General features: G+C 60.1%; 11 protein-coding genes, 1 tRNA gene and 1 pseudogene. 11 read left to right on the top strand and 2 right to left on the bottom strand.

Annotated elements, in window-relative coordinates:
• Positions 1 to 68: 68 nt before the first annotated feature.
• A complete protein-coding gene (locus tag ACILSI_RS16180; protein WP_395722934.1) occupies positions 69 to 2,345 on the bottom strand; it encodes a DUF1549 domain-containing protein in 2,277 nt (758 codons plus the stop codon).
• A gap of 416 nt (positions 2,346 to 2,761) precedes the next feature.
• Here ACILSI_RS16180 and ACILSI_RS16175 point away from each other — a divergent pair, with 416 nt between their 5' ends.
• The 4 genes from ACILSI_RS16175 to ACILSI_RS16160 all read left to right on the top strand — a co-directional run bounded on the left by ACILSI_RS16175 (position 2,762) and on the right by ACILSI_RS16160 (position 5,901).
• Positions 2,762 to 3,400 carry a hypothetical protein gene (locus ACILSI_RS16175; protein WP_395722933.1) on the top strand — a complete coding sequence of 213 codons (639 nt, stop codon included), beginning with the start codon at positions 2,762 to 2,764 and terminating at the stop codon, positions 3,398 to 3,400.
• A gap of 64 nt (positions 3,401 to 3,464) precedes the next feature.
• Positions 3,465 to 4,166 (top strand): HAD-IA family hydrolase, encoded by a 702-nt coding sequence (locus ACILSI_RS16170; RefSeq protein WP_395722932.1) that lies wholly within the window; start codon positions 3,465 to 3,467, stop codon positions 4,164 to 4,166.
• Positions 4,167 to 4,192: 26 nt separating this feature from the next.
• Positions 4,193 to 4,267, top strand: a tRNA-Lys gene (locus ACILSI_RS16165).
• A 74-nt stretch (positions 4,268 to 4,341) separates the two neighbouring features.
• Positions 4,342 to 5,901 carry a PQQ-binding-like beta-propeller repeat protein gene (locus tag ACILSI_RS16160; protein ID WP_395722931.1) on the top strand — a complete coding sequence of 520 codons (1,560 nt, stop codon included), beginning with the start codon at positions 4,342 to 4,344 and terminating at the stop codon, positions 5,899 to 5,901.
• Between the two features lie 2 nt (positions 5,902 to 5,903).
• Here the strand turns inward: ACILSI_RS16160 and ACILSI_RS16155 are convergent, their stop codons facing one another.
• A complete protein-coding gene (locus ACILSI_RS16155) occupies positions 5,904 to 6,731 on the bottom strand; it encodes a YgfZ/GcvT domain-containing protein (protein WP_395722930.1) in 828 nt (275 codons plus the stop codon).
• A 121-nt stretch (positions 6,732 to 6,852) separates the two neighbouring features.
• On the opposite strand from ACILSI_RS16155, the gene ACILSI_RS16150 reads away from it, so the two are divergent.
• The 7 genes and pseudogenes from ACILSI_RS16150 to ACILSI_RS16120 form a co-directional block, all read left to right on the top strand.
• Complete coding sequence (locus ACILSI_RS16150) at positions 6,853 to 7,962, top strand: transporter substrate-binding domain-containing protein (RefSeq protein ID WP_395722929.1); 1,110 nt, start codon at positions 6,853 to 6,855, stop codon at positions 7,960 to 7,962.
• Between the two features lie 27 nt (positions 7,963 to 7,989).
• Positions 7,990 to 8,661: a hypothetical protein gene (locus tag ACILSI_RS16145; RefSeq protein ID WP_395722928.1), complete on the top strand. Its 672-nt coding sequence runs from the start codon at positions 7,990 to 7,992 to the stop codon at positions 8,659 to 8,661.
• Positions 8,662 to 8,735: 74 nt separating this feature from the next.
• Positions 8,736 to 9,878, top strand: a complete 1,143-nt coding sequence (locus ACILSI_RS16140; RefSeq protein ID WP_395722927.1) for a hypothetical protein — start codon at positions 8,736 to 8,738, stop codon at positions 9,876 to 9,878.
• 30 nt (positions 9,879 to 9,908) lie between these two features.
• The gene (locus ACILSI_RS16135) at positions 9,909 to 11,093 is read left to right on the top strand and encodes an inner membrane CreD family protein (protein WP_395722926.1); all 1,185 of its coding nucleotides are present in this window, start codon (positions 9,909 to 9,911) and stop codon (positions 11,091 to 11,093) included.
• Positions 11,094 to 11,228: 135 nt separating this feature from the next.
• Positions 11,229 to 11,927 (top strand): two-component system response regulator CreB, encoded by a 699-nt coding sequence (creB, locus tag ACILSI_RS16130; RefSeq protein WP_395722925.1) that lies wholly within the window; start codon positions 11,229 to 11,231, stop codon positions 11,925 to 11,927.
• The gene (creC, locus tag ACILSI_RS16125; RefSeq protein ID WP_395722924.1) at positions 11,924 to 13,351 is read left to right on the top strand and encodes a two-component system sensor histidine kinase CreC; all 1,428 of its coding nucleotides are present in this window, start codon (positions 11,924 to 11,926) and stop codon (positions 13,349 to 13,351) included. The genes creB and creC overlap by 4 nt, the downstream gene beginning before the upstream one ends.
• Positions 13,352 to 13,447: 96 nt before the next feature.
• Positions 13,448 to 13,728 (top strand): annotated as a pseudogene (locus tag ACILSI_RS16120) (sulfite reductase [NADPH] flavoprotein alpha-component); the annotation flags it as partial.

The raw sequence follows: 13,728 nt of genomic DNA, 5'->3' as shown, positions 1-13,728 counted from the left end.
AAACGCGGAATGCGTTTTCGCACATTCCGCGTCGGGTGATCAACAGGCTGGCAGCCTGTCTCACGATATTACTGGATGAAGAAGAACTGGCGGGTGTTCAGCACAGTCCAGAGCACGTCACCACGGTCGGTGGCGTCGGCGTTGTCGGCGATGGGCTGGAGCAGCGCTTTTTCCTCGGCGGTGGCCTTGCGGCTCATGAGGCTGAGATAAACCGTGTCGATGACGGACTCGCCGCCTTCCTTCTTCGCCTTGTCCAGGGCACGGGCGATGACGGTGTAGCGGTTCATGAGGTGAGTGAAGGTTTTGCCGTTCAGCAGCATGAGCGCCTGGCCCACGCTGGCCTCGTCGTTGGAGTTTTCGACGAGTTCGCGGTCGCTCTGGCCGAACTCGCGCAGGAAGTGGCCGTTCGGGGCCGGGCTGCGCAGGTCGGCGGCGCGGAGCATGTAGGTGTCGCGGAAGTTTTCCCAGGCGGCGAGGGAGGTCTTTTCGTTTTTGTCATCGGCCTCAAAACGCTCGGCATCGGCCTTCATGCGGGCCTTGGCTACCGCCTGCAGCTTGCTGCGGCGTTGCTTGGCGAGGATGCCGAGGGCTTCGTCCATGCTCAGGTCTTCGCCGTTCTTGGCTTTGATGACGGCGGCGACTTCCTTGGCGAAGGCTTCGTCTTTGGTGAAGTCGTCGAGCTTGCCCTCCCGGGCGAGTTCAGCGAAGCGCTTGAATCCGGCATCATAGACGATGGCGTCCACGGCCTCGTCGATGCGCTTGCGCTGGCTTTGAATGGCTTTGCGGGCCTCACGGATGGCGTCCTCGTCCTTGGCCTTGGAAGCGGCCTCCATTTTCTCCTGGGCGGTGCGAACTTCGGCGGCGAGTTCCTTCTGCTTTTGGGCGACTTTGACCGAGCAAGCCTGGAGCTGCTGAGGGGTGAGGGTGTTCAAGGCGCGGTCAAGCCACTCGATGCGGCGGAGGGTGATCTCGGCCTCGACCTTGGTCTCGATGCTGGGGGCGTCAGGATTCGGCTTGTAGAGCGCGACCATGCTGTCCCAGATCTGCTCGGCGCTCATGCGGCGGAGCAGGGGGCCGGGGAAGTTGTACACTTCGCCTAGCTCGACGTCCTTCGTGTAGGCCTCGCGCTGGTAGGCCTGGGAATTGAGGATGGCACGCAGGACGGCCTTCATGTCGTAGTTGGAGGTCTTCATCGTCTCCTCCAACAAGCTCATGAGCTGCGGATTGCTCGGCACGGTGCTGTCGGTGATCTCATCCACGGGTTCGATGAGGCCCTGGCCCATGAGTTTTTTCCACAGGCGGTTGGCGATGACGGTGGTGAAGCGCGGGTTCTCCTTGCTCGTCATCCAGGCGGCGTAGGAGGTGATGGGCTGCTGGCCTTCTTTGACGATCTTGCCGTCCTTGCTGAAGGAGGCGGGGATGACGGGCTCGATCTTCTGCTTCGGCTTGGCGTCAGTGTATTGGTAATCGTGCGGCAGGGTCAGCGCCTTCTTGTCGGTCTGATCCAGCACGGTGTTGTAGCGCAGCGGGCGGAGGATTTCCGTCATGGCGCGGCCCACATCCTTGCGCTCGATGCCTTCGGGCAAGTCGAATTTTGTCACCGCTCCGCCGTAGCGGTTGTTTTTGTTTTTCGCCGCGCCTCCGCCGTAGATCGCCTGGGCGAGGAGCGGGTTGGTCAGGCCGTTACTGCCGGTCATGCCGTAGGTGTGCGCGGCCATCTGGTAGTAGTCCATCTGCGTCCATTTATCGAACGGATGATTGTGGCACTGGGCGCAGACCATGCTGGTGCCGAGGAAGATCTGGGTGGTCACCGCCATGTTGTCGAGCGGCATGTTGTAATCCCGGATGTAGAAGCCGATGGCGCCGTTCTCGTAGCTCTTGCCATCGGCGGTGACGGCCTCGCGCACCATCTGGTCGTAGGGCTTGTTCTCGCGCAGGCTGGATTTCAGCCAGTTCGCATAACCGTAGAAGGCAGGCAGGCTCTGGCCGCCACCGATCATCTGGCTTTTCATGCGTAGAATGTCGGCCCAGTAGTTAAAGAAGTTCTGCACATAACCTTCGCTGGCGAGCAGTTCGTCGATCAGCTTGGCGCGCTTGTCAGGATCGCTGTCTTTGAGGAATAGGGTGGTTTCCTGGAGCGTCGGGATGCGGCCCACGACATCCAGATAAACACGGCGGACGAAGATTTCGTCGCTGGCGGCCTTGTTGGGAGTGATTTTCTCTTTGGCCAGCTTGCTGTTGACGAGTTCGTCGATCTTGGAGGCGGTGGCCTTGAGATCGGGGGCGGCGGCGCTGGCTGCCAGGGAAAGGGAGGTGAGGAGGATGCAGAAAGAGGCCGTTTTCATGAACGAAAGCGAGGGCGAGGGGTTTGGGGAGGCGCGAAAACGCGCTGCTATGCGGGCTCTTTCACCTTTAAAGCGCCTTTTACGCCGTTCATGACACATTACCGCCAGGGCTTACGCATGAAAATGGGCAACTGTTGATGGTGGGTAACGCGAATCCAAGCCAAATGGGCCGCGAATGACCACGAATCAGGTGGAGAAGCCGGATTTGCGGCCATTCGCGTGTCATTCTTTTTCATTCGCGTTGGTTTGGAAGCCTTCCGCTGGGTTGATTGCATCTTGATCAACCTGATCATCCTATTGGATACCCAATCAGGGCATTCTCCGTGATTTTGGGGCGTAAGCCCTGCATTACCGCGACATTACCCGAATTTAGCTTTGACATTTACTCCCCATTTCCGACAGAATCGCACTTTCTTATGAAATTGCTGCTGTCACTCTCCCTGCTCACACTCCTCGCCTCTTGCACAAGTAACAATACGCGTCCTTCGGCTGAGCTGCCATGCAGGGCGGCTCCGGCGACCAACAGAGGTCTGGCCTATCTGAGCCAGGGTGTCGGACAGGCAGGCACGACGGTGATGGACATCACCGACGACACGACCAATTACGGTGGCAAGGTGGTGGATCGTCAGGGACGGGACTATTCAAACATCGCCTTCAATGCCGCCCGCCGGGGTGATGACATCGTTTATCGTGAGGCCAACCGTTACGCCGACCTCACCATGGACACTGTCGATGACGGCGCTGATTTCTCCGCACGAGCCATTGGCCGTTATCCTGCCGTCGTTAGCGGAACCGTGAAGCGTGGCTTGTTCTCCACGAGAAAAGTCTATCAGAGCAGCCTGATTTCGTATGGGGACGTGGTGACCGACAGCTACTGGGGCTTCTGGAACGTTTTCCGTCCGCAGGATCCGAAGCCCTACATGGTGGGCAGCTTGAATGACATGCATGGCGGTCATGCCATGCCGGGTTCAGGCTGGCACTGCCGCCTGCCTGAGATCCCGGTGGAGCCTGTGATTCAGACTTCGTCCAAGAATCCTTACACCGTGTCGAAGTAAGCGTTTTTCAAACACGGGAGCGGCTGTGATGGCCGCTCCCGTTTTTTTATGCCCACACATGCCAATGCAGGCGCTTTTCTTTGATGCCGCTGGCACGCTCATCCAGCCTGTGGAACCGGTTGGACTGACGTATTCGCGGTTGGCGTTGAGGCATGGTATTCAAGCCGCGCCGGATGATTTGATGCAGGCATTCCGCGCCGTGTGGAAAGCCACGCCGCCGCCGCTTCATCCATCGGGAGTCCCGGCTGCAGACGATGATCGAGGCTGGTGGCGTGGATTGGTGGACCAAGTGTTCGCCCGAGTGCTTGGCGTTCCCTTGCCGGTGCAAACGTTCGACGGTTTGTTCGACGAGCTTTACCAACACTACGCCAACCCCGCCGCCTGGAGCCTATATGCTGATGTGGTGCCTGCTTTGAGCGACCTCTCACGTGATCATCGCCTCATCGTGCTTTCTAATTTCGACCGGCGGCTTCGCAGTATTCTCGCCGGGCATGATTTGAGCCGCTTTTTCCAGCAAATCGTGATCTCAAGCGAAGTGGGAGCCTCCAAACCGCATCCGCGCATGTTCCAGGCCGTGCTGACCGCCGTCGGTCTGGAGCCGCAGGACTGTTTGCACATCGGCGATGATGCGAGATGCGATGCCGAGGGTGCCGCACAGGCCGGAATCCACTTTTTTGCTGTCCAACGTCCCGAGAGCGGTCTCGACCTGCTGGTTCAGAAAGTCCGCTCTGGAGCATATTCCGGCTTGCGCAGTGCTCTCTTGTGAATACATACCGCCCCCGTTTCGGAAATGCGCAGGTAGCTCAGCGGTAGAGCAGTTGGCTTTTAACCAATTGGTCGAGGGTTCGATCCCCTCCCTGCGTACCATTTCCCCAGCCGCAATCATTCGAGCGGCATGGTGGATGAAACTTCATGGGCAAACTCCGCGTTAATCGCCGCGCATGATGAAAAAACTCTTCCCCGCCTCGTTGCTGCTGTTTGCTCCGGTTCTTTTTGCTGCTGACTGGAATCAATGGCGCGGCCCGGACCGCAATGGCGTCTCCCAGGACACCAGCCCGATCGCGGACGCGTTTCCAGCAGAGGGGCTCAAAAAAGTCTGGGAGAGCGAGTTCATCCCCAGCAACGAATACGGCGGCCATGGCAGCCCGGTGGTGAGCGGCGAGCGTGTGTTTCTGAGCGTCGTTTGGCATGAGCGCGTGGTTTCTGAAACGCGCGAGATCGACACCGAGGTCATGCAGACGCTCAACTTTCGCGGCACCTCACCGGAACTGACCAAGAAGCTCGAAGAAACTCGTCTCAACCTGCCGAAACTGCGTGGCGAGAAGTTTGACGAGTGGGTGACCCAGTGGCGGAAAGACAACCTCAACGAAAAAGAGGAGATCAACATCGGCTCGTGGGTCGCCAGTCGTTTCAAGGCCGGAAAAAACGCCATCGGCCTCGAATGGCTCGAAAAGATGTCGAACCGGCAAGGCAAGCCGTTTGAAAACGCCGCAGCCTTCACCAAGTGGCTCGATGACGAGGGCTTCCCGCCAGATGTGAAGGAAAAGATGATCGCCACCGTGCCGAACACCGTGAAGGTGGCCCAGGACGTGATTTTGTGCCTCGATCTGGCTTCTGGGAAGCAGGTGTGGAAATACACCAAGCCCGGCAAGCCCAGCGGCCGCCAGTCCTCCAGCACCTGTGCGGTGGTCGATGGCAAAGTGTACGCCGCGTGCAGCACCGAGCTGATTTGTGTGAACGAGGACGACGGCAAGCTCGTCTGGACCGCGCCGCTCGGCATGAGTGGTCCGGCTGCGTCTCCGCTCATCGTTGGCGATCGTGTTTACATGGCCGCTGGCAAGGTCTGCGCCTTTTCCAAGGCCGATGGCAAGCTCGTGTGGGAGCAAAAAGCCGCCAAAGGCAGCATCGCCAGCCCGACCTGGTGGAAACCGCAGAGCGGTGGTCCCGTGCTCGTCATCAACGGCAACAACGCGCTCTACGGCCTCAATCCCGACAGCGGTGAGTTGCTCTGGACGGTCGAAGGCGGCAGCCAGAGCACACCGGTGGCCAGCGGCGACTGGCTCGTGCTCTACAGCGGCACCGAAGGCGTGGGACTTCGCGCTTATCAAATGCAGACGGATGGCAAGCCCAAGGCCGCGTGGTCGCATTTCTGGGTCACCCGCCGCTACACCGGCAGCCCCATCATTTACGAGGGCAATGTCTATCTCTGCTGCGGCGAGAAGCATCAATGCCTCGACCTCGTCACCGGCAAGGGAAAATGGGTCGTGAACGAGATCAACAGCACCATCACCTCCCCGCTCATCGCCGACGGCAAACTGCTCGTCTATGAGAACAACGGCACGCACGTCCGCATGCTCAAGGCCACCAACACCGCCTATCAAGACCTCGGCCGCGCCAAGACGGATGCCATGGGCTGCTCCTCTCCCGCCATCGCGAACGGCAGGCTGCTGGTGCGTCAGAAAGACAAGCTCGTGTGCTTCGATCTGCGGCCGGCGAATTGAAATCAGCGACTGCGCAAAACGGTGCCTGAAACAGAAAGCGGACTGCCTGCGGCTCCCTGCCGAACCATGCCCAGGCCGATGGTGAAGCCTGTGATGGGATGCGTGGTGACGCTCGTCACCGTGCCAACGGCTTTATCCGTCCAAATCTCAGCGCCGACCATGACCGCTGTCTCTGTTTCAAACGCGATCATCTCACGCGGCATCTTCCCGGTCGTTTTGATGCGTGAGAGCACCTCCTGGCCGATGTAGCAGCCTTTGAAGAAATCCATCGCCCGTGCTTCGAGTCCGGCCTCGGGTGGAAAGGTCTCTGTATTCAGCTCATGCGGCCAGCGCGGCACTTTTTGCAGGATGCGCCAGGTTTCGAGGTCTTCTTCGGTCAGAATTTGGAAGCCGGGTTCAATGGTCGTTCCGACTGGCTGCCACACATCCACGCCTTCACGGCCAAAGCGGGTCGATGGAATGCCTTGAGGCATGTTGGCGCCCCAGACATGCCAGAGCTGCCATTCATCGCTCACATCGGTGAGTTCGGCGTCATCGGCCACGATGTATCGTTCAAGCCGCAGGCCGAGGGATTCGCGCAAACCGGGCTCGGCATCGAGTCGGAGCGCATCTTCTGTCGCATGAATGAACACATCGCCTGCGATGCGGCCTTTGGCATCGGTCACGCAGGCGTAGAGCGTGCTTTGGGCGCTGGCGCGGCGCACATCGTTGGTCACCTGGCCGTTCAGGTAACGGATGCGGTCATTGCCAGTGAGGCGGAATTTGGCGCGTGCGGAGAGATTCACTGCGGCTCCGTTTTGGGCGATGTCTTGGAAGGTTTCAGCAGTCATGTCGCATGAATGGGCAGGCAGGGCCGGGTGGCAAGCCGGCAACGGAAACCGCGCCCTGTCGCCACAAATGCCGAGGGAGTGTTTGACTCACTGTGTGGCGTTGGTATCTGCAAATTCTCCTATGCGTCTTCTCTCTCTGCTCTTGTCCGCTGGTTTTCTTGCCGGTTTTGCCTCACCCTCCGCCGCACAGGCTCCTGCCGCAGCTCCCGCTGCCGCTCCGGCACCCAAAGTGCGTGTTGTCACCCGCAACCTTGAACCTTTCTCGTTTGATAAAGAAGGCCGTCGCGTCGGCTATGCCGCCGAGCTTTGGGACCAACTCGCCCGCGAGACCGGCCTCGAATACGATGTGCAGGTGGTCAAAACCGCTCAGGAAATTATCGACGCGGTGAAGAACAAAACCGCCGATGTCGGTGTGGGAGCTATCAGTGTCACGGCCAAGCGCGAGGAGATCATTGATTTCACGCAGCCGTTCTATGAATCCGGCCTCCAGGTGCTCGTTGCTGGTGGCAGCGGCAGCTTTGCGGACAACATTCTTCAGCTCCTTGGCAATCTGTTCAGTCTGGAACTCATCGGCATGTTCCTGCTGCTCATCGGTACGATGTTTCTGATCTCGCACCTCGTCTGGCGCTACGAGCACAAGGTGAATGGCGACCAGTGGCCGGAAGACTACAAGGCGGGCATCTGGGAATCGTTTTGGTGGACGCTCAGCACGCTGCTCGTCGGTGGTGCGGACAACAAAGGACCGGTGGGCGTTGGCGGGCGTATCGTTGCCATCGTGTGGATGCTGCTGAGCATTGTGCTCGTGTCCTTGCTCACGGCTTCGTTCACCACCGTGCTGACCGTCAACTCCCTCAAGGGCGACATCAACGGCCCTGGCGATCTTCCTGGGCGCAAAGTTGCCACGGTCAAAGGCAGCACGACGGAAGGCACGCTCACAACCAAGGGTGCAAAGGTCGTGTCCTTCCTCACTCCGGTGGAATGTGTCATGGCGCTCAAGAGCGGTGATGTGCAGGCGGTTGTGTATGACGCCCCGGTGCTCCAATACGAGGCTGGCAAAATGAATGACGAAAAACTGCAAATGGTCGGCCCCGTGTTTGAGCGTCAGAACTACGCCTTTGCCCTTCAGCAGGACAGCCCGCTGCGCGAACGCCTCAACCAAGCCCTGTTGAAACTCTCGGAGCAAGGCGTTGGCAACGAACTGCGAAAGAAGTACTTCGGCGAGGATCAATAAACCGGCGTCACGCCCTATTTCATTCGCGTGCCCACTTCTCCCGGCATCCTCGCTACCATCGCGTCGGTGTTTCGGCAGAACCGGGCTTCTTGCCTCGCGCTGAACTTCATCGCGATTAGCCTCGTGGTCAGCTACTACCAGGTTCCGGCGCTCGCTGGTTTCTGGGAGTCGCTGGGTGCGCTCAAGCTGCGCTGGTCCTTCGTTTTCGCCTGTCTCTCCACCATGTTTGCGGCGGCGGTCCTGCCCACGTTCATCCAACTGGCGCAGGGTGTCCTGCCGCAGGAGGGGAGGTGGAAGCGCCTCACGCTGCTGATGCTGTTCTGGGGCTATCGTGGCATGGAGATCGACCTGTTCTACCGCCTCCAGGGCATGATCTTCGGCCATGGCAACGACGCCGCCACGTTGGTGAAGAAAGTTGTGTTTGATCAGTTCGTGGCCAGCCCGCTGTGGTTCGTGCCCACTTATGTCATCGCCCTGCGCTGGGTGGAAATGGGCGGCTCATGGTCGCGCACCCGCGCCTCTCTAGATCGTGAGTTCTGGACGCAAACCTGCCCCACCGTGCTCGTCACGAACTGGCTTGTGTGGATCCCCGCTCTCGCGCTCGTTTACAGCCTGCCCGCCGCGTTGCAGTTCCCGCTCTTCTCCGTCGTCATGTGCTGCTTCATCCTCATCGTCACGGTCATGGCGCGGGGAAAATGAGGCCGCGTTGCATTTCACGACCATTTCATCCCCGGTTCATCAAGGTTTCATGGCCCTGCTGAGCTTGGGTGTCGATGAAACCATTCATTCTCCTCCTGCTCGGAGCCACTCCACTGCTGGCTCAAACCGTCAAGCCCGTCACCACCGCCACGCTTGATGAAAGCGAGGTGCGCATCACCTACGGCGAGCTGAAACGTCTCGTCGCCGCCACGCTGCCGAAAGAAGCGCTTGTGGCAGTGAAACCGCCGGTCCAGGCGGCCTTGCTTTCGACGGCGTATCAAATCGACGCCAAAGCAGGCACGATCATCGCCGAGATGCAGGTGGAGAGCTTCGAGGCCGCCTGGCAGGCCGTTCCTCTGGCTGGCGCTGCTTCAGGCGCGATCTCCGTCGAGCCCAAGGACGCGCGCATCGTCGTCACCGAGGATCATCTCTGCCTCATCACCGATCAAACCGGTGCGCAGAATGTGAAACTTACCTTTGCTCTCGCCAAAGAAGGGCAGGGGACCACGTTGCATCTCGCCGCCTCACCCGTGGCCTCGCTGGAGGTCAAAGAACTGCCCGAAGGCAAAGTTCTGCGCCTCCAAAGCGGTGTCACGACACAAACCTTCGCCACCGCAGGCATCATCGCTTTGCCTGCAAGCGGCGGCGAAATCACCCTCACGCTCGAAGACGCCCGCAAAGCCTCACAAGTCCCCCTCGCCGGGCCCACCGACGATGCCATCGTCTCCACAGCCGCTTACACGACCCAAGTCGTGCGCGATGGCTCCGTGCTCACCGAAGGCGCGATCAATGTGCGTCACGATCATCCCGTGAAGCTGGTCCTGCAACTCCCCGAGGACTCCAAACTTCTTCAATGCCACGTCAACGCCGATCCCGTGCGCCCCAAGACGGGCGAGGCCGGTCGCATCGAGATCCCGCTTGATGATCCTGCCACTGACGGAGCCGAGTCCGAGGTGAAACTCTCCTTCACCGCCACTCTCACCGCCTTGCAGGCCGCCGAAGGCGAACTCGACCTCGCCCTGCCACAGACGCCGCTCTTTGCGAAACAGATCGACTGGAACGTGCAGCTCCCCACCGGCTACGACCTCAGCTTCACCGGCAACGTCGATCCCATCGCCGACAAACCCAGCGAGCCCGGCCTGCACCTCCGCAAATCCCTCTGCCGCGATCAACAACCCCAGGCCCGCATCACCTACCGCAAACGCACCACCAATTAAGAACCAAGAACAACGAACCAGGAACCCATCATGAAACTCACCCACCTCATCGCCATCGCCGTCATCTTCGTCTGCACCACCATCGCCTGGTGGCTTCTCGGCGGCGTCATCACCCAGCGCACGAATCACGTCTCTTATCAAACCGGCGACAGTGTCAGCGGTCGCTGGGGACCGCCACTGCTACAAAAACATCCGGGAGCACGTTACACCTCCTCCAGCGGCAGCAAGGTCACGCTCCAGCCCGCGAACAGCGACGTGAAGATCAAACTCGCCTACCAGCCGGTGAAGATGGGCCTGCTGTGGCATCGCACCTATGGCGTGACCTTTGAAGGCCACTACACCTTCACCAACAGCACGGCCATCACTCAGAACTTCGACATCGACTTCGAGCTGCCCAGCTCCGAGGCCTTGCTCGACAAAATCAAGTTCACCCTCGGTGAGGGTGACAAAGCGCGTGATTCCATCGCCTCGCCCGAGCAAGGCGTCATCACCGACAGAGTGCAGCTCGCCCCAGGCGAAAGCATGCCCATCACCGTGAGCTACGAATGCCGTGGCATGGACTTCTGGCGCTACGCCTTCGCCGATGCCAGCCGCATCCGCGACTTCACGCTGACGATGAACACCGACTTCAGCGACGTGAACTTCCCCATCAGCTCCCCCACCGACCGCAAATCCGCAGGTGAGGGCATGCAACTCGTCTGGAAATACGAGGATGCCATCTCCGCCCCCGGCATCGGCATGGAAATGCCCCGCGAACTCAATGCCGGCCCCGTGGCAGCACAGATCTCATTCTACGCGCCGCTCTCGCTTCTGCTGTTCTTCGCCGTGATCATCATCACCGCCCTCACACGCGGCGTGTCATTGCATCCCGTGAACTACGTCTTCCTCGCCGCTGGCTTCTTCGCCTTCCCGCTGCTGTTCTCCTACATGCTTGATGTCGTGCCCGTGCATTTGAGCTTCGTCATCGCCGCGCTCGCTTCCCTGGTGCTCGTTTGCGGCTACCTGCGTGCCGCCGCCGGAAAATTCATCTTCCGCGTCGCCGTCGTCGCGCAAATCGCCTACATGGTGCTGTTCAGCTACAGCTTCTTCTTCAAGGGCCTTACCGGTCTCACACTCACGCTTGGTGGCATCGTCACCCTCGGCGTCTTGATGGCCCTGACCGCGAAAGTGGACTGGAGCCAGAAGCTCGGCGCGGTTTCGCCGCGTCTCGCATGAGTCATCCCAATCATGGAGGAACTGAGAATGGCGGAATGGAGAACTGAAAATGGCTCCAGACTCGCCGCCACTTCTGTTTCAGACCATTTGCCATTTGAAGTTCATCCATTCCCAGCTCTTCCATATCATCCTTCAATGCCAGCCCGCATTCTCATCGTCGAAGACGAACCTTCCATCTGCGAAAACGTGGTCTATGCCCTCGAGGCGGACGGATTCGCGGTTGCGACCGCCACCACCGGCCGCGAGGCGCTCGATCGGATGACGGCGCAGACCTTCGATCTCATCGTCCTCGATGTCGGCCTGCCGGACATAACGGGCTTCGAGGTGTGCAAAGCGATCCGCAAAACCCAGTCGCTGCCGATTCTCTTCCTCACCGCACGTTCCAGCGAGGTGGATCGAGTCGTGGGCCTGGAGATCGGCGGAGACGACTACGTCGTAAAACCCTTCAGCCCGCGCGAACTCGTCGCCCGCGTGCGTGCCATCCTGCGCCGCGTTTCCGCCACACCGTTGCCGCCAAACGCGCATGATGCCGCCATCCCGCTCGTCATCGACGACGTGCGCTGCCAGGCCATCTACTTCGGCACTGCCTTGAATCTCTCCCGCTACGAATTCCGCATGCTCAAAGCCTTCGCTGCGCATCCGGGCCGCGTTTTTAGCCGCGAGCAGCTTATGGATCACGCTTCTGAAGAACCCGATGCCTCCATGGAACGCACCGTGGACACGCACATCAAAACCCTCCGCTCCCGCATGCGCGGCGTGCGGGCAGGCATTGACCCCATCGTCACCCATCGCGGCATGGGCTACTCTCTGCTCGAAACCTGGCCCGACGCATGAGCCTCACCTCGCGCTTTCTTCTCGGTTTCGCGCTGGTGGCCAGCGTGGGGCTGTTTGTGCTGTTCTCGCAGCTCATTCGTCGCGTGGAGCGGCAATACTTCGAGGCCATCGAGGAGCCGATGGTCGATGTGGCGAACATCCTGGCCGAAATCCTTGTCGCAGACGCAAAGAACGGTGTTTTGGAGCCGCAGGCCGTTGAGCAAGCCATCCGTGCGGCACACGGGCGCGAACTCAACGCGCAGATCTACAACCGCACCAAGACGCAGGTGGACATGCAGGTGTATGTCACCGACGCGCAGGGGCGCGTGCTGTTTGATTCCGCTGGCATCGAAAAGCCCGGCACGATCTCGAATCATCGGGATGTGAACCTGACCTTGATGGGGCAATACGGTGCCCGTTCCTCGCGCATCAGCGAATACGACCCGCTTTCGGTGGTGATGTATGTCGGCGCGCCGATTCGACAGAACGGCAAGCTGATCGGCATGCTCAGCGTCGCCAAGCCGCAGCGTGGCGTGCTGGCCTTTGTGTGGGAGACGGAGCGCTGGCTGAAGTGGTCCATCGTCACCACCGTCGTGCTCATGCTGCTGGGCATCTACCTCGCCGCGCGCTGGGCCACGCGGCCTTTGGATGATCTTGCGCGTCATGCGCTGGCCGTCAGCCGTGGTGAACGATCCGCCTCGCCGCACATGCCGGGGCATCAAATGAAGACACTCGCCAAAGCCCTCGAAGACATGCGCGATGCACTCGAAGGCCGCGAATACGTCGAGAACTATGTCCAAAGCCTCACGCACGAGTTGAAAAGCCCGGTGGCTGCGATTCTTGGCGCGAGCGAGATTCTGCAAGGCGATGTGCCCGAGCCGAAACGCGCCCGCTTCCTGCAAAACATCCGCAGTGAGGCCGATAGGCTGCGCGATCTGCTCGAACGCCTGCTGCACCTCGCCGCGCTCGAAAAGCAGAAGACCCTCGAAAATCGCGAGTCCGTGAACCTGCGCGAAATGCTGGACCGCGCCTGGGACCATCACGCGCTCATCGCCGCCTCGCGTGAGGTCAGCTTGCAGCGGGATTTGGCCGACGAACTCGTGATTCAGGGCGATCCCTGGCTCATCGAGTTGGCTTTGAGCAATCTCATCCAGAACGCCATCGACTTCGCCCCGAAAGGCAGCGCCATCGTCATCCGCTACTATCGTTTTGACGCCAAAGCCGTGATCGAGATCGAGGATCGCGGTCCCGGCATTCCTGATTATGCGCGTGAGCGCGTGTTTGAGCGCTTCTACTCCCTGCCTAGGCCGGACACTGGCAAAAAGAGCACCGGTCTGGGCCTGTGCTTCGTCAAAGAAGTCGCGCAACTGCACGGCGGCAGCGTGGAGCTCTCGAACGTCGAGGGTGGGACAGGTGCAAAGGCGATGCTGATTCTGCCGGCGTGACCCAGCAGTCGCCAAACTGGCCTTTTTCCTGCTTGGCACGAGGTTTGACAACCCAACCTCGCGCCATAGTCTGCGCCCCAGTTCCTTACCCAACTCATGAGCACCCCAGAAGCCGGAAAGCCCGTTTACAACGTCAAGAACCCCTGCATCGCGAAAGTGAAGCGCATGTTCAACCTCTCTGGCCCTGACGCGCCGAAACACACGGCTCATTACGAAATCGACCTCTCCGGCAGCGGCCTCGAATACACGCCTGGCGACTCGCTGGCCGTGCAGCCCACGAACGATCCCGCGCTCGTCGATGACACGCTCGCCGCGCTTGGTTTTTCCGGCACGGAAATCGTGAAGCATCCGAAAACCGCCGCCGAGGTGCCGATTCG

Origin of the sequence: Prosthecobacter sp., from assembly GCF_044232965.1 — a bacterium.
GTDB lineage: Bacteria > Verrucomicrobiota > Verrucomicrobiia > Verrucomicrobiales > Verrucomicrobiaceae > Prosthecobacter.
Note: the sequence above shows the minus strand (reverse complement) of the source record. Positions and strands in the feature narration are given on the sequence as shown.